This is a genomic window from Elusimicrobiota bacterium (genome assembly GCA_016722575.1).
Classification (GTDB): Bacteria; Elusimicrobiota; Elusimicrobia; order FEN-1173; family FEN-1173; genus JADKIY01.
The window spans coordinates 1-17,044 of sequence record JADKIY010000002.1; the positions used below are offsets into that span (position 1 = coordinate 1).

9 protein-coding genes are annotated in these 17,044 nt (G+C 61.3%); 3 read left to right on the forward strand and 6 right to left on the reverse strand.

What is annotated here, in order from left to right; all coding sequences use genetic code 11:
• Positions 1-151 precede the first annotated feature (151 nt).
• The 3 genes from IPP68_03745 (at position 152) to IPP68_03755 (ending at position 4,579) form a co-directional block, all read left to right on the forward strand.
• Positions 152-793 carry a hypothetical protein gene (locus IPP68_03745; protein ID MBL0349476.1) on the forward strand — a complete coding sequence of 214 codons (642 nt, stop codon included), beginning with the start codon at positions 152-154 and terminating at the stop codon, positions 791-793.
• An 82-nt stretch (positions 794-875) separates the two neighbouring features.
• The gene (locus IPP68_03750; protein ID MBL0349477.1) at positions 876-2,447 is read left to right on the forward strand and encodes an AAA family ATPase; all 1,572 of its coding nucleotides are present in this window, start codon (positions 876-878) and stop codon (positions 2,445-2,447) included.
• Entirely contained in the window at positions 2,444-4,579 is a 2,136-nt protein-coding gene (locus IPP68_03755; GenBank protein MBL0349478.1) for a hypothetical protein, read from the forward strand. The genes IPP68_03750 and IPP68_03755 overlap by 4 nt, the downstream gene beginning before the upstream one ends.
• Positions 4,580-5,030: 451 nt before the next feature.
• On the opposite strand, the gene IPP68_03760 is transcribed toward IPP68_03755, so the two are convergent.
• From IPP68_03760 to IPP68_03785, 6 genes are all read right to left on the reverse strand, one after another.
• Entirely contained in the window at positions 5,031-8,309 is a 3,279-nt protein-coding gene (locus tag IPP68_03760) for a hypothetical protein (GenBank protein MBL0349479.1), read from the reverse strand.
• A 5-nt stretch (positions 8,310-8,314) separates the two neighbouring features.
• Positions 8,315-9,109, reverse strand: a complete 795-nt coding sequence (locus IPP68_03765) for a hypothetical protein (protein MBL0349480.1) — start codon at positions 9,107-9,109, stop codon at positions 8,315-8,317.
• Complete coding sequence (locus IPP68_03770; protein MBL0349481.1) at positions 9,004-12,042, reverse strand: hypothetical protein; 3,039 nt, start codon at positions 12,040-12,042, stop codon at positions 9,004-9,006. The genes IPP68_03765 and IPP68_03770 overlap by 106 nt, the downstream gene beginning before the upstream one ends.
• Complete coding sequence (locus tag IPP68_03775) at positions 11,930-14,848, reverse strand: hypothetical protein (GenBank protein ID MBL0349482.1); 2,919 nt, start codon at positions 14,846-14,848, stop codon at positions 11,930-11,932. The genes IPP68_03770 and IPP68_03775 overlap by 113 nt, the downstream gene beginning before the upstream one ends.
• Before the next feature lie 442 nt (positions 14,849-15,290).
• A complete protein-coding gene (locus IPP68_03780) occupies positions 15,291-15,797 on the reverse strand; it encodes a hypothetical protein (protein ID MBL0349483.1) in 507 nt (168 codons plus the stop codon).
• The gene (locus IPP68_03785) at positions 15,788-17,026 is read right to left on the reverse strand and encodes a hypothetical protein (GenBank protein ID MBL0349484.1); all 1,239 of its coding nucleotides are present in this window, start codon (positions 17,024-17,026) and stop codon (positions 15,788-15,790) included. Before IPP68_03785 ends, IPP68_03780 begins: the two co-directional genes overlap by 10 nt.
• Positions 17,027-17,044 lie beyond the last annotated feature (18 nt).

A 17,044-nucleotide genomic window follows, 5' to 3' on the forward strand; every position in this document is an offset into this window, starting at 1 on the left:
AAAGCCGCCGCCGAGGTCCAAAAGCGCGCCTTTGGATAAGATCCGCCGAGGTCTTTGCGAGATTGGGAGACACGGTCCTTGTCACCACGACCTACTTGAAGGCGCGTTCCCACGATTTGGCTTTCCCGCCCATGAGCGCGAATCAACGGAAGTGGAAGGAATCATTGACGCGCACTTAAACAAATTAATCGAGGAATCGGGGGCCGGTTCCTTCGCCGTTTTAACCCGGGAAGACGAAAAAGCGGAGCGCGTTGCCGCGATCTGGCGGGCCTATATGGCGTCGCTGTCGGTCGAAAACGAGATTCAGCGGGGGCGGTTGGCTCTGCACAACGCGGAAGGGACGGCCGACCTGTCGCCGGAATTTCAAGCGACGTTTGAAGAAGCCACGGGCGTCGTTCGGGACTTGTTGGACCGGCAGGTGTTTCGGTCTGTAAACATCGTGTGCCCCCATCGACCGCGCCGCGTGGTCACGGGTGGAAATCAACCAATTTCCCCGTGGATGCCCGCGACTCGCTGCAGGGAAATCCTCTCCCTGCTGCAAGCCGCTTCAACAATAAGCGACGTCGTGCTTGTGATGGATTTGGACGAATTTCGATCGCGGTTCGGCGACATCCGGGCCCGATCGCTTTCCCGTATTTTGGGCCGCTGGGCGAGCCACCGCAACCCCCTGCCGCTGGTTTTCCTTTCGAGCGAGGAAACCAACGCCGATTTCACCGAAAACCTTCCTGTTTTCTTCCGTTGGATTCCTCAGCATCGGCTGAGGTCGCCAACGCCAAAGTGCTTTGGATTGTGAAGTAACGGCGCTGGAAAGGACGGGCGTCCCGGTCGAATCGGGGCGCGGGTTTGGCTGGAACTGAAATTGGCCCGGGAAGAGGGTGGACTTCGCCCTCGCCGCCCTGCTTTTGCGCGACGGCGCCGCCGAAGCGCACCGCCAACATCGTCGTCTGATGGTGGACGATTTGGAATCGGCCTGGTTGGCGATGCAATCCGGGGAATTGGCCGCCCGCGTGCGCATGCCTGCGGACCCCCGCCGGCGCCGGGGCATGGCTCTTCTGGCGCAGATGAACAACGCTCAAGAAGGATCCCACGAATACGGCAACATCCGCGATGTGCTGGAGAACCTGGTTCGGTTTCCGTGGTTGAAACGCACCCGAAGCCCCCTTCCGCCGTTGGCCGAGTTGGACCCGGTGGCCCAAGAAAAGGAATATCGGCGCGCGGGCCAAGCCATCTTGCGGAGCGCGCGGCTTCACTTGGACGAAAGTCATTACGGCATGAACGAAGCGAAAGAGGAGATCGCCGACTATTTGGCCGAACAAATCCAGCGGGAGCGGCACGGAAAACGGGGCACCGGCAAGGTTCTTTGCCTGGTGGGGCCCGCGGGGGTCGGAAAATCGACTTTGGGGGAATCCATCGCGCGCGCGTTGGGCCGCGAATTCGGCCGCGTCCCTCTGGGGGGCACCCGGGACCCGGCGGAAATCCGGGGACATTCGCCCACCTATCAGGGGGCCATGCCCGGGAACATCGTCCAGACGCTTCAGAAAGTTCAGGTCAAGAACCCCGTGGTCCTTTTGGACGAAATTGAGAAAATGGACTCCGGTATTCAGGGCAATCCGGCCGACGTCCTCCTGCAGGCGTTGGACGAAGAGCAAAACGAGCACTTCACCGACCACAACATCGGCGACGTGGATCTTTCGGAAGTCCTCTTTATCGCCACCGCCAACGAAGAAGAGAAAATCCCTGAACCGTTGAAGGATCGGATGGAAATTGTTCGCTTGCCCGCCTACGACCGGGCTGAGAAGATTACGATCGGGACCGAAAAGCTTTTGCCGCGCGTGTTGCGCGACTTGGGTGTGGCCGCGGAGCAAGTCCAAATTCCCCACCCCCAGGAATTGATGACCCTGTTGGTCGATGGTTACACCCAGGAGCCGGGAGTCCGCGAACTGGGGAAACAATTAACGCGTCTGATGAAGCGCGTCCTCACCGATGTGTACTTGTCCGGGGGTCGACCGGTGGTGCTCACCCCCGAATCCCTGCGCGGTTACATGGGCCTCCCCCGCCGGGGGATCGCGGCTCGTTCCTTTTCCGAAGTGGGCGAGGCGGTGGGGCTGGTGGTTTCCCCCCGCGGCGGCGGGACCATCAACATCCAAGCGGACGCGCGTCCCGGCCCCGACCCCGATGCGCCCATTGAATTGTCAATTTCGGCCAACTCCAAGCGGACATGCTGTTCAGCATTGAAACCGCGCTCTCTTTTTACGGAAAAACTCGACCCGACTCGGCGTGCCCCCCGCCGCGATGAAAGGCCAACGGGTCTTGATCAATATTTCGCCGGGGGACGTCAAGAAAGACGGCCCTTCCGCGGGAATCGGTTTCGTGGCGACCATTTATTCCGCCCTGACCGGGAGGCCGTTGCGTCAGGACTACGCGATGACCGGTCAGGTGGACGATGAAGGGAAAGTCTATCCCATCGGGGTTGAAGGAAAAAATTCTCGCGGCTTTGGAGGACCGGGCTTCCACCGTGATCCTGCCCGTGGGGAACAAAGAGGAATTGATTAAAACGATTTTCATTCAGTCGCCGGATTTGAAAGGCATCATCGAGGAAAACGGTCTTCAACGAATCACGGTGGAGCAGAAGAAACCGGTGGGAAATCCGTCTTCTCCGACGGCCGAGGATTCAACCTGGATCGCTTTAAACGCCTTCCTGTCGACCAAGGCTCAACGGTACGGTCTCCTCGCCGAATCCGATCGTTTCGGAGCGTTGAACCTGGCCGGAACGCCGGTGCAAATGCGTCAATTTCTAACCGATTCCGAAATTCAAAAAAACATTTCTTATCCCGTCACCTATTTGATCGTTTCGAACGTGGAGGAGGCTTTGAACGCCCTCCGAACGCCGGATGGGAACGACGGGTCGGAGGGGCCCCTCGACCGCTCCTCCGCCCCGCCATCGGCCAGTGTCGCCATGGGCGGAACCTTTTCGGCCCTCCTGCCCGGCCTTTTTTATTCGTCCAATTCCAGCGCGGCCACGCTGCTCCCGTCGGTCCCCGACGTCTTGACGCTTTCGTCGGCCGCCTTGGCGCCTGTCTTGTTGTTCCTGGGCGTTGTGGCATTCCGTTCGATTCGTCCGCGCGTTAACGTCACGCTTCTCTCTCAAAAGGCGTTGCGCGGTTTTGAGCGGTTGTCCAAGGATGTTTTTGCGGACGTTGCCTCGAAGGCCTTGGCGTTACTCTTCGAATCGGTCACCTTTCCCACTCGACTGAAAAATACGCCTCTGGCGCAGGGCATCGCGGGGGCGGCGGATGCCCCCCTGTCGGGCCGGACTTTTGTTGCGCAATTCCCGCTTTTATCGGCCTCGCTTTCCGGGAACGCCTATCGTTTCTGGGAGGCCCGCTGGAACGGCGGGGAGGCGGGACAACGCGGCTTTAAAGTCCTGGCCGACTGGGCCGAAAAGTTCATGATTCAAAATGAAATCCGGGGCGGGGGTATCGCCGATCCTTTCACGGGCAATCCGGGGGCGAGCGCGAAGGGGCCGGATCGGGGAAATAGGGGACAGTCCATTTCTCCGGCCGCTAAGTTTGCGGGCTTGGTTCGATCGGTTTCCTTCGCCATTAATCCCGTGGCGGAGGCGCGGCTAAATCAAGTGACTTCCGATTTGGTTGGCGGCAAAACGCCGGTGAAAGATTCAGTGGCCGCCGCGATGGAACAGATGAGGGGCGATGGTTGGAAATCCAACGAATTATCCGTTTTCGATGCCGAAAGGCTGGAATCCGCTCGGGCTGGAATTCTTGCCATTAAACGGATGTTGGTCGTTAATCTCTCCGACCCGCCGTCGAATCCCCCCTCCCCCGCCGGCCGGGAAATATGGAAAAAAGGGGGCGGGGTGCAAGCCGCGTCTTTAAACGTTGGTCTTCGCCCCCTCTCCGGCGGGCAAGCGGCCAACGAGGCCCTTTTTCTTCGTCCCGTTTCGATGGAATCTCAGGAGGTTTACATCCTGGACGCGGAGTTGGTCAAGACCGGCGTTCCGGATGAAATCCAATCGCTTTTAAAGCAACAAGGGCAAGGGAATGACGAAAACCGCGCCATGGTTGTCGTGGTGTCTGAAAAGGATGCCACGGACCAGGTAAAATCGCTTCTCCCAGCCGATCGGTGGGGTCTTCCTTCAACCCAGATCATGGCGATGGGATACGACGGCTTGACTCGGGCGAGCGCCATCGAATACGCTCCCAGCGGTCGGCGGGTATCGGTCGAAGCGTTAAAAACCGAGATCGCCCGATGGTCCGGGGGCGGGAGTGGCCGCGCTCTTCGCGTTACTCTGTGGGCGGCGGCTGGACGGTCCGACGTTTTTAGCGGCGAATTGGCCCGGCTCATTTCGGTGGAACAGGACCTTTTATTGGAGGGCGTCGCGGCGGCGGTTTTTGTGGAACACCTTCGGCAAATGTTCGGCCCGGAGGAAGCGGCCCGGATGATTCGCGATCTCTCCCCCGATGGAACCGGGCGAACCCTGCGTTTGCCCGGCCGCTCTCCGCTGTTGCAGGAAACCGTTAACGCCATCCAGACGGACCTGTTGATTCAAACCAACGCCTGATCTAAACCCCTTCGCCGCCTGCCTTCGCCCGCGGTCCCGGCGAAGCCCATGGATCCCCGGTCGACCGCCTCGACAGGCTTTCGATCAGACCCTCTGGGATCGGCTTTCCTTTCCCTCCACGGTCCGAAAGGCCACGCCCCGCCGCGTCGGGAAATTGGTTAAGCAGCAATCGCGTCAATGTCCGTTCCCTCCTCTCACAGGCGCTATCTTCGGTCCGTGTCACGTCGCTCGGGACGCCGTCGTTTCACCCAATTCCATCACCAAACCCGGCGGCCATCGAACGCGTGGAAGAAACAACGCCCATCACATCCCTGGAGTCCCCGATCCGGCCGGTTCTCGGGTCCATCGGAAGCGGGGAGGTCCAGGGACGATCGCGGTTCAACGAACTCCCGCAAAACAAAAGCCCCGATCCGCGAAGGCGCGGATCGGGGCTTTGGGTTAAAGCGACAGCTTAGGCGCTGCGTCCGGCGGCTTTCATCGCCTCGAAGGCTTTGTCCACGAACTCGCTGATCGTGAGCTTCATGAAGAAGAGCACTTGATCCTTGTCGGCGATCCAGCTTTCTTGCGCGCCGGTGAGGATGGCGATGCGCAGTTTGGCGCTGCGGGACAGGCCCAGGAGGCCGGGCAGCGCGGGCATCAGCCGGGCCAGGACGACCTTGTTGGTCCGGTCCTGCACCGCGCCCGCGGGCGCTTTGTCGATGGTCAGGACGCCTTTGCCTTTCAGTCGGGCGGTGATTTTCTTCCAGTCGCCCAAACGCTGGCCGAGGTTGTTCACCACGACGGCCCGGTACTCCTTGGTTTCCGAAGTGTCGCTGAGTTGCTGGGCCAAGGCTTCCAGGTTCTTGACCGCGTCCTCCAGCAATTTGCCGCGGGCGATCAGGTCCGAGGCCGAAACCATGAACAGCAGGGGTTCGGTGGCTTTGGTCGATGTTTTGCCCAACCCGACGCCCAAGGCCATGGCCAAGAGACCGCCGTCCTGTTGAGCGGCGGCCAGGGTCGCGCGCACTTCGCGGCCTTTGGCGGCGCCCAGGGCCAAGGCTTTGGCCAGGAGACCGTGGGCGATTTCACGGGCCCGCCAGAGCTCGGGACGGTTGTGGCCCGCAAAGGAGCGGGATTCGGATTCTTCGAATTGGGCCAGCGGCTGCAGAACCGCCCGCGACTCGAGCGCCAGACCGGTCAAGGCGCCGGCGAGGGCTTCCATATCGAGGCGTTCCTGGCTCATGGGACGTCCCCAAGCCGCCATCAAGACGGCGTGGGCCGATTCGTGGAGGAGCGCCAACGTGATGGACAGTTGGTCCGTGCCGCGAATTTCCACCTCGTTGCGGACGCTGTTGTTGGCCCATCGGCTGACCATCCAGGCCCGGGCGGCGTTGGCTTTGGAGGGCGTCGGCGACCACGTGACGCTCAATTCCGGCAAGACGGTGTTCGCCGGGAGGCCCAGGGTGCGGGCGAAAAGCGGCTGGAAGACTTTGTTGCCCAGGTCCGTCAGGGTGGCTTCGGTGAATTCAGCGTGTTTGCCCAAGAGGTTCAGATCCACGGCCCGGCCGTTCGCCTCGTTCACCAGGCGAGCCAGCATGCGTTCGGCGGCGGCTTGGTTCAGCGCCGCCTTGAGTTTCGCCGCTTTGGCTTTCAAGTCGTTGGCGTTCGTGACCAGCTCGACGCTGTCAACGTTGAGGGCCCGCAGGGCGGACAGGCGTTCGGTGTCCTTCGCCAGCGCCGCGTAGGCGGCGGAGGGCGCCAAGGGCGATTTTTCCAGGAACGCCCGGGCGGTGTGAAGCTGAAGCATCGGGTTGCCCTGGACCGCGCGTTGAGATTGGTCGACTTGACGGCGAAGTTCCTCGAGGGTCAGCCGGTTGGCCGCCAGGTCCTCCTCCAGGGAGTTGACGCCCCGTTGGAGGCTCGAGAGCACTTTGTCGAAGAAAGGCGTGTGTTCGGCGTTGGCCGGCATGGGTTCGCCGTTCAACACCGCGTTCGCCACGTACCGCTCCACGGGAATCAAGGTTTCGGCGGTGGCCGCCGATCCGACCCGGCCGTCGATCAATTGGACGAAGGCGAGACTCAGACCGGCGCGCGATCCGCGTTCCACGGCCGCGTCAACGGACAGACCGTTCGCTGGGCTCGTCCGATCGGCGGAGATGACGGGGGTCGCGTTCAAGGCGCCGCGTGTTTTATCGTCCCCGTCGCCGCCGTCCAAAATCAAGTGGTACTGCGTCCAGCGACCGTCGGCGCTCAAAATGATGCCTTGCATGACGCCGTTGACCTTTTGGAACAGGTCGGTGATCGAAGGCCAGGTGGATCCGGTCTCCGGGTGCGAGTGCGCCGCGATCGAGCCGGCCGGAATGTCGCCGGGAGAGACCGTGGTGTAATGAGGGGCGTTGGTGGCGCGGCGGAGAGGCGCCACGTCCATCACCCGGCCGTTCGCATCCAATCGGACCACGGAGGCCACTTCGCCGTCGGGGCTGGTCACGTTGGCCAAAGCCGAGGTGTTGGAGGCGAAGAAGAGCGCCAAGGACGCCGCCACCGTGCGACCCCAGGACCGGCCCGTGTTCAGGCCGGATGGGGTTTCCCCGTGGGTCATGGCAGAGAAGTTAAAGAGTCCGTGCGCCAGGGCCGACACGCCCAAAGCCGCCACGGGGCCGAAGACCGCCGCCGAGGCCAGATAAACCGCCGTCATGGCGCCCGAGAAGACCAGTCGTTGGCCGAAGTTGGACCAAACGGACCGGTCGGTCAGCGCGGACCTCCAGCCTTTGATCCCCCCGCCGCTCTGACGGGCAATCACGCTCATTTCGACCACGGAGTGCAGTCCGGCGAAAAGGGCGCCGAAGAGCACGGTGTCCCCCGCCACGGAGGCCAGGTTAAACCCGGCGCCGCCGAAGAGGGCCTGGCCGGCTTCGGCGAAGGCGGCGAAGCGGAAGACCGTTTCTTCAACCACCGGCATCACCAGCCCGCCCATGGCCCAATACAGGGCCCGTTGCGCGCGGTTGCCGTTTTGAAGGGGCGCCAAATAGGACTCAAAGATGTTAAATCGCGTGGCGCCGGCCTGAATCGTGTGAGCTTTCGCGGAATCCTGTTCTCCCACCTCTTTTTGGACCGCGATCAAGGATTCCACCGAAGTTCCCTCCGTGTCCCCCGCGGCCGGATCGACGTTGGCGGGGTTGTTGGACCCCACCGTTTGTTCTTCCGCGCCGTTGTTCTGCCCTTCCGTCAGATTGCGTCGCGACCGTCGTCCGGCGTTCCGGGAGGTGGGGGCCTGGATTTGTGTCGCCTCCCCTGTGGTGTCTTGCGATGCCGTCAAAGAAAGCGGCGCGCTTGCCGCCGCTTCGCTCGCGTGAACGGTTTCGGAGATGGTTTGAGCCTGATCGACGGATCGGCTGTCCTGGCTTACCGGGGCGGCCAGAAGCGGGGCGATGCCGGCCGACATCGTTTCAGAGGGGTTTGCCTGATCCGCGGTCGTTAAATCGACCACGCGGTCACTGGCCGCCGGGCGCTCGATGGTCCGTTCGGAAACAATCTCCGCGTCGGAGACGGGTTGGTTTCTCACCACGGCGGCTCGGGCGGACCGGGCTGTCATGATCAATTGGTCGATTTCCGACTCTTTGGAAGCGTCGGCGCGGTGGGCGTAGGCCTTCAGCGACGTCAATTGGCCTTCCACCGTTTGGAGGGATTGCAAAGCCGCCGTGACTTCGTGGCCTTTGGCGGATTCAATGGTCTGATGGATTTGGCCGGCCATCCCGCTCAGGGTGTCCTGCCACGAGGTTTCGCGGAGCCCGAACGCCCGGAGGAGGGCGCGAGCTTCGTGCCACGAGGCCCCGGTCGTGTCGGCCAGTTCCGAGGCCGTTCCGAGAGAAGTGTGTTGTCCGGGCGAATGGATTCGCCCAATCCCGCGTAAAGTCGGGTGGCGTTGGTTCGAGAAAGGCTGTTGGCCGCGGCCCGGAAGACGGGCGCGCCGACCTTCAGGGCGAATTGCGCGCCCGAATACAAGGCTCCGGCGACGGCCCCGGCCGCGCTCAACGCGCCGAAGGTCGTTGAAAAATCCAGAGCCGAGAACGCAACCGCGGCTCCGCTCACGCTGGCCTTCAACGTGGTGGTTCCCCACGAAAGAGTCGCCGATTTTCGCCTCATCCAATCGACGCCGGTTCGGAGGGCGCTCTTGTCCACTTCTTTGGAGGCGAACTGGAGGGCTTTCACGTTCGACCCCATGAGATCGGCGGTTTTCTCCGCCCGTTGGGAGGTGACGCGCGCCCCTCGGGCGGCAAGGGATTGCTCGTCGAGAAGTGTCAGTCGATCCCGCAGGCCGTTCATTTCACGAATGGCCGAGGCCCGGGAGGGGAGCACAACGGAGGCGGCCGTCGGACTGGTTTGAAGGGCGTGCAGGGCCGTGAGAGCCGAGGATTCGGTAACGCCGAGGCCTTCGGCCAGGGTCGTCAAACCGTTGGCCAACGCAATGGATCGGGCGTGGTCAAAGTTCGAACCCACGAGGGCCAAAGCGGCGCCGGATTCAATGAAATGCGCCAGGTCTTGGGCGTCCACCAGCCCGTGCGCGACAACAGGGTGGGCGTCATTTGATCGACCCCGCGGAGCATGTGGTGCGCGAGAGTTTTGCCGGTTTCGCTGTCCGCCAAGCCGCGGGAAGCTTCCAAGAGAGCCGGGCTTTGGGCCAACACGCCGGCAAAGGAGACTTCCAGCACCGGTTGTCCTCGGAGCATTTCACCGGCGGCCAACAAGGCGGGCACCAAGTCGGAATTGGCCGCGAAATCGGCGTTGACCGGCGTCGCGGTCAGGGACTCGCCCAGTGCGCCGATCAGTGGCTGCACCAGGGTTGTTAAGCGCGCGCTGTCGATGTTCTTTTCCCCCGCCAAATTCGAAAGGGCGGCGGTCATGCGGGCCAACGTCACGGACGTGCTGAGGCCCGGGAAGCGATCGGCGCTGGAGACCATTGTTTTAATGGAGGAGCGCAGGGCGCTGTCCAAAGTCGGCGTGTTGGGCAACGCGGCGAAGGCCAGCCGAACGTAGCGTCCGAAATGCTGGGCGCCCTCGGGCGTGGCCGTCAGGGCGTCGCCGGCCGCGGCGGCGCGCTGGAAGAAGGTCGCCCCATCGGGGTTTCCGGCCGCCAGCGTCGGGTTGGTCTGCATGAGTTGGGCGGCGGATTCCATGTACAGGGCGCGCGCGGAGGGCGTATTGAAGACCTCCTCGTTCATGTCCTCGGTCAGGACGCCGTGAATCGCCTCGGGCGACACGCCGTAGTTCGCGGCCAAAATTTCGCTGGACAACCGATCCGCCACGCCTTCCCGGAAGGCGAACCCGGAGGTGGGTTCGGTGAGGTTGCGGGTGGCCCAGGCCATGAAGGCGTTGGAGGGTCTCTCCGGCGTCGTGGCGTTGGTCTCGGCGGAATTCCAGAGCGCAGCGATTTGGGAATCGCTCATTCCGGTGGCGGTCGCCAGCGCTTCGCTGACGTCCGCTTTGGACCCGGAACCGCTTTCAAACCGGTTCAACGCCTGGAACACGGATTGATGGCTGTTGACGAAACCGACGGAGGAATGCGCCGCCGAGATATGGCGCCCCCGTTTGTCGAACATTTCCTGGGACACCTCGCTGGCCATGGACCCCGAATCAAAGACGTGGTCCAACACCAGTGACTGGGCGATGCCTTCCTGGAAACCTTCCTCGTAAATAAACGCCTGCATGCGTCCGAGCTTCCCTTCGGCGAACCGGCCGCCGATGAAGACTTCCGCTTGCCCGATTTGCTTCATGAGCGGTCCGAAGAACGGAATCGCCTGGAACAAGGGCCCCAGGACCGGATGCCCCACTCCCACCAACGCGGAGAAGGTCATCATGTGCGGGTCGAACAGCTGCGTGGACACCATGCTTGAAACCTGGCGCACGGCGCTCCCGAAATTATCGTAATTGCCGATGGTGATCAAGCCGCCCATGACAACGATGGGCGCGCCGTCCATTAGCGTGTTGATGGTGCCGCCCACGCCCGACACCAAGACATTGAACAACGCGACGTCGGCCATGATGTTGAAGGAACGCGGAACGGCCGTGACGAGGCCCGTGTAAACTTCCCCACCCAATTTACGGGCTTGAGCGGAGAGGAAAGTGGTCCCGCCGGAAACCAGATTTTGGAAGAAGGCCCGCGTCTCGGAGGTAATGACCAAATCCGCCGCCGAGGTGCGACCGGCCGCTTTAATGGTGTTGCCGGAGAAGAAGGCCGTAAAACCCTCGCCCTCGCGCGCGGCGAGTCCCGAGAAGAGGAACGGCGCCATAACCGCCATGTCGAGGATATGCCGGCCGGTGGAACCCGCCTCGACACCAAGGACAGAACCCAAGCCGCCGTAGTTCATCTTGATGTCGGTGAAGGGGATGTATCCTTGATAACCCCAAACCGCGGCGTTTTTCGCCATGCTGGCCGAAACGTTGGCCAAGAAACTGACGGTCGGGCTGGCCGCAAGCCGGGCCAAGGGCGAAGTGCCCTCCCCGACGCGCGTCAAGAGGCGGGACATGGATCCGCTCACCGGATTCAACAAGAACTCCCCGGACGAAGCGGCCAGGGACCGCGCCGTGGCGGACCACCCGATGGAATTCGTGTAGGCGAAGGCTTTCCCGCCCAGTCCCTTGGCGCCTTGCAGAACTACCTCTCCGGTCATTCCGTAGGTCGCGGCCAGTGTGGTCTCGACTTCGGCTGTTTTCAATCCGAGGGAAGCGGCCACGTCGGCCGCGCCTCGAAACCCAAACCGGGCCAGCTGCGTCATGTTCTCCGCCCCGGTGGCGGTGCGCGAAATCACGCCGACTTCGGCCATTCCATCGACGGTTCGAACGCCGGCCAACGCCAATCCGAAACGGTCCCCGAGCCCAATCTTCATTAAGAGGGCGGCTTTGTTGCCGTCCGCGAATTTTGCGGCGGCGGCGGTGAAGGCGGCGGTGATCCCGCGTCCGGTCACTTCAATGATTTTCCCGGCCCCCAGGGTAGCGGCCGTAATTCCGACATCGAAGGCAACACTCTTCGCAAATTGGCTGCCCGTGATGTAATCCCGGCTAAAGGCTTGGTAATTGTCGCCGATGCTGAAGCCCGTAATGCCAATCGCGATGACGGTCACCACGGCGATGGGAATGGAGGCCACGCCGACCACCACCACACCGACAATTCCGGCCGCCACGCCCGCCACGCCGCCGCCCACCCCCCAAGAATTGTCTTGGACCCAATTCATGGCGGATTTGAAAAGGCCCGGCTTGCTCGTGTCGGTCAGCGATTCCTCCACTCCGCCCTTGGCGTTCAAATAAGCGAAGGAGGCATGGACTTTGGATTCAGCCGATGCAACCCGGCCGTAGGTTTGACGCGTATAAGATTCGTTATAGCGCCCGGTGTACTCGGTGCCCTGCATGTAAACGCGTTCCTCTTTGGAAAGGACGACGCCTTGGCCCGGCGCCAAGGTGCGCCACGGTGTCGATTTTTGCGAATTCACCGTTTTTCGTGATTTCGTAAACGACGAGATTTTTAATGCCCGTAACACCGCCGGCCCCATTGAATTCCAGCTGGCCGACATTGAACGCTCGAACGGCGGTTCCGGCTCCGATAACCCGGTAAATATTGCCGTCGGCAAGCGTGAACCCGCGGAGTTCGAGATCTTTCGCGAGATGGCCGTTCCGTTCCACATCGGCGGTGGCCAGGACTTGCACGGTTTCCCCTTTAGCGCCCGTTCGGACGATCAAACCGTCCGAAAGGCCCATGTATTGTCGCGCCCGAACGGCAAAAGCGCTCTTTTCGTCCGCTCCTTGATCAAAGGCGAGGAGTCGCACGTTGTCTCCGAGCGTTTTATCGCCCGTGATGGATGTGGTCAACGACCCTTTGGCAAAAATACCCTTCACGTCCGAGCCTTCGACCAACAAAAATTTCACCCCGTTGGAATCGTTTTCGGTCATTGTCACGGATTTGCCCGATTCGTTGCGATAAAGAACGGCCAATCCATTCTCGTTTCGACCCACTTGGTCGAATTTCGCTTCGACTCCGTCAAACCGCAAACTGGTGTCGGTTCGACGCACATCGCCGGTCTCGCTGGTCGAGTGGAAGACCAAATCTCCCCGGCGATCCAGATTCAAGCTCGAAACGCCTTGATATCCCGCGATCTGGAGCCGGGTGTTCGCCGTCTTTAGATCGTCTCCGGCGAAAGCCTTGCTGCCGGCGCGGCTGTCGGACGTCAATCCAATCCGATCAAACACTTTGACGTTGTCATCGTCACGGACAAACTTAGCGTCCTCCGCCTTGGCGAACTTATTCAAGGGGTTGATTCCGTCGAAAACCGTCTTTTCCAGAGTGTAGAGTTCGGCGCGGCCCGTGTTCCGGTTGATGCTGACGACGGTGAAGTCGTCCTTGCCGGTGCGGGCCACGTGGACAGACCGACCGTCGCCGGAATCTTTGATGACTTGGCCGTCCCGAAGGTCCAGAGTATAAAGCCCGCCTTTAATGGAAGCATCGGCCATGTCCACCATCCGCGAAGTGGGAAGGAGCGCTTGACCTTCTTTGTTGTAGCCGTTCACCGCGAGGAAGGCGTCGTGTACAGCGCCGCCCGAGGTGACGCTGGCGATTCTTTGGCCATCTCCCACGACCAGGCTTTGCTTGTTTAAGAACTGCGTGTTTTGGTAAGTGAAACCACCCAAGACCGTCAATTGCGAACCCTTGGTGAAAGGATTGAATTGGACTTCCTTTTGATCAATGAGCCCGTTTTCAAGGGCCCGAAGAGCGAAGGATCCGACAATTTGAACGGGGCCGCCCCGCGCCTCGAAGTTGTAGCTCCCTTCGGAGTTCGCGCTCGCGTTGGAAACCAAAAGACGGCCATTCCCGCCTTTCACCGAACCCGCGGGCGGCAAATCGCCGCCGGATTTGCCGGATCCGCTTTTCGGCATGTCGTAGTGGAATTTTGTCCCATCCGGCAGGATCATCAGCGTTTGGAGGGTGATCTGCCCGGAATCGGCGTGAACGGAAGCCGAAAGGATGGTCAGGTCGATTTTCGTTTTTCCGCCCAAACCTTGGAAAGCGACGTTTTTGAAGTCCTTTTGCCCTTCGACGCTTGTAATTGCCCCGTTGTTGAAACGGAACGTCAACGTGGTTTTTTTGCCGTCGCCCACAGGAATTTCGCGGACGACATCAAACCGGGTGCGGGAAATTTCCGCTTTATTGGAGGACGCGGCGTAGTCCCACTTGATTCCATCGGCAGCGGTGTACCGATAGACGGCCGTCTTGTCGGCCAGTTTGGACCGGTCGAGAATCGGCAGGGATTGCCCATTCAGTTTGCCGTCCTTAAAGGTCAAAATGACATCCGCGTTGACTTTGACCATTTGGGTTTTACCGTTGGCGCCCAACTTTTCCATCGAGAAGACCGACGCCATGCTGAACGCCCCGCTCGTTTTGGGATCGACATTCCCCCACAGAACCTCGGATTTTTGAGACAGTTCGCCACGGCGGTTCGCGGTCATCGTGATTTGCACATTCACTTTAAGGGTCTTGCCGGCGTTTTCTTCCACGCCCCTCAACACCAGCGGATTGCCTTGGCTGACGACTTTGGACCCTTTGTCAGTCCAACCGGACCCGTCCCAACGGTAAATCTTGCCCTCGTGTCCAAGGTACACGACTTCCTTGCCGCCTTCCACGCGGCCCGCCAATTGCTTGTCGCTTCGAATTTCAATGATTCGTCCGCCACCCAGGTCCGCCAGCTTGGCCATGGTGGCCGCCCCGTCTGCGCCAACGTGAACGCGGACACCGAACGGATTGCCGTTGGGCCGAAGGTCGTAGGTGCCCGCCTTCGCTTCGGTCAGGACCATCGTTTGGCCGTCGGAAGATTTTGCCGTCGTCCAGGCCTGCAGGTGGGACCCGGATTTAACAACGACGATGAAGTCTTTGGTGGCGTTGTCGGCGTAGAAGGCCGTTTGGACCTGCATAACGCGCGTCGAACGACCTTCGGCGATTTCCAAGGTGGTGAACTTCATGGAAATCCCCTCTTTTTGAACCGACACGGTGGCAAAGATTTTGCCGTTCCCCATGGCCTGGACCGTGGTGAAGGTGTTCCCTTCCGTGGCGAAGCGAGCCCGCGCCGGTTGACCGTCCGCGGCGCTTTCCCCGACCACGAGAAGCCTCTCGTGGCCCTTGGCGTCCGTGGTTCGGTAAAGAATTTCATTGGACGTCGTTCGACCCATGGCCGACACTTCGCGTCCTTCGAAATACGTCGCCCGGCTTTTTTCAAAGCCGTTCGCGTCGATCGTAAATCGCGTTTGCAATGTGCCGATTTGAGTCGATTGATTGGAAAAAATGTTGTCGGTCGTTGTGGCCGCGCGAAGTTGTCCGTTGCTGGGTTCGACCGCGAACCAACGTCCTCCAGCGGTATGGAAAAGCGCGACGCACCGTTTTGACTGCCGGTGTCGACCGCGCCGTCGATACTGCCGTCTTCCCCCGCCGACAAAAGCCGGGACGCGACCGCCACGGGCACGGTGACCACGCGCGTGGCGGTGACTTGGACGGTCGGGGCCGTGAGGCTGACGTTCCCGTTGGCGTCCACCCGTACCTCCCCCTTCCCCGTTGGGGCTGAAGGGGTATTGGCGTTGGTTTTTCCGGCGGCTTCTACTCCGCCAAAGACCAATCCGCTGGCGTGTTTCACCCGCTCGCCGACACCCAACCCGCCGATCTCGCCTTTGGGGCTGAGGGTGAAGGATTCGACGTCCGTCAGGGTCGTGTAACCCATGATGGTGCTGCCGGCCCTGGCGTTGACGACTTCGAGTTTGCCGCCTTGAAAGGCGATCTGCTCGCCGCGAATGTAAACCGTTCCGGAGACGAAATCGTGGGTGTCCGTCCGCCGGTCCATGTGGAGAACCGCGTCGATTTTGTCCGCCGTTCCGAGGAACCGCCGCTCTCGCCGCCGCGTTTCACGGCCAAAGCGGAGTCGGCGTTCGCCGCGGCGTGCCCTTCAAACACGGCGCCGCCGGCGGTGATGGTGATGGTCCCACCGGCCGCCGCGGTCACGTCGTGCCAGGCGCCGGCGTTGTCCCGAATTTGAAGCGTGGTGGCCGATTCAATTTTGAAACGGCCGTCGGCTTCGGGAAGAGGCGAAATGCCGTCCATGCTGGCAACGCGGACGTTGCCTTTGAAGTTGGCCGACGTCGTGTCCAAAGCCGTCAGGTCGATTTTGGCGTTGGTGACGCCGGTCACGGTGCCCGCGCGATTCACTTCCACGATGGCCGCGCCGCTGTTCGGTGCGGCGATCGATCCAAGGCCAGGGCGGCGCTGGGGGTGCCCGATTGGAGTTGCGTCCTGGCCATTAAAGGTTCGCCCCATTCGCGAGGATCGGACCCATCTTCGGCGCCGGGAACCCCGTTCGCCAACGAGTGATACATGGGGCTTCCCAGGGGCACATTCCCTTTGATCGGATAAAGCCCCTCGGACGGCGTTCCGCCGCCGTTCGTCCCTTGGGGACCGCGGTCCAGGTCCAGGCGGTTCGTGGGGGTGACGTTCATCCCGTTAATCTTTGTCGGTTCGGTCACCGCGTACATTCGGGAGGAAACCTCGAGGGACGCCGTCAATTTGACGGCCGTTATGGATTTCCCCTCGCGGTCCTTGATCCCTTCCGAGAAGGTCAACTGCAACAGTCCGTCTTGAACCAGGCCCGAGGACTTAATCTTTACCTGTTGCCCATCGATGTTCATGCGGGCGCCGGCGAGCCCGTTTTGCGCGAAAAGCGCCAATTCGTCGGTGGGACGGAAGTCCCCGCCCAAAATAAACCCGGGTCGGCTTTGAACCGCCGTCCACCCGCCCAGCCGGTTCGACTGTTGAACGATGTGGAACGTCGTGCCGTCTTTTCGAACCTCCGTCAGACGCTCGGCGCCGGCGGAGGAGGTGACTTGACCCGTGATCGTGTTATATTCAACGGCTCCTCCCCGGAAAATCTGTCCCGGAAGCGCGGGCAAGGCGAATTTGCCGCCCGGGTTCGCGGCTTCCGCCGTGAAGGCAACGGTGGTCGCTCGACCGCCCTCCTCGTAAACGATGGTCGGCGTCACTTTCACCCGATCAAAAAAGTCCCCTTCCACCAATTTTCGTTCGCGCGCGAAGAAGGTATTGCCGGTGGTCGTTTCCGCTCCGGACACGATGCGCCAGAGACCGTTGCCCAGTTCGATGGCCTTGACGTCCCGCTTGGTGCCGTCGATGACCATCGTTTTATCGATGACCCCGCCGGTGGCTTGGCCGCCGATGACGGCGTCGGCCTTCAACGTCGCCAACGTGTCGATTCGCCCCTCGTCGTTCTTTCGGAAAGAGACGGAATAAACGCCGCCCTCGGCCACAATGCCGCGGGAGGCCCACTGGGCTTTGACATCCGCGCTCACTTTCGATTCGTCAATTTCAACCGACACCGTTTCGCGCGTTTGAACTTTGTCGCCTTCGCCCGATTTGGTGATATGAACGGTCATTTCTTTGAAGCCACTGGC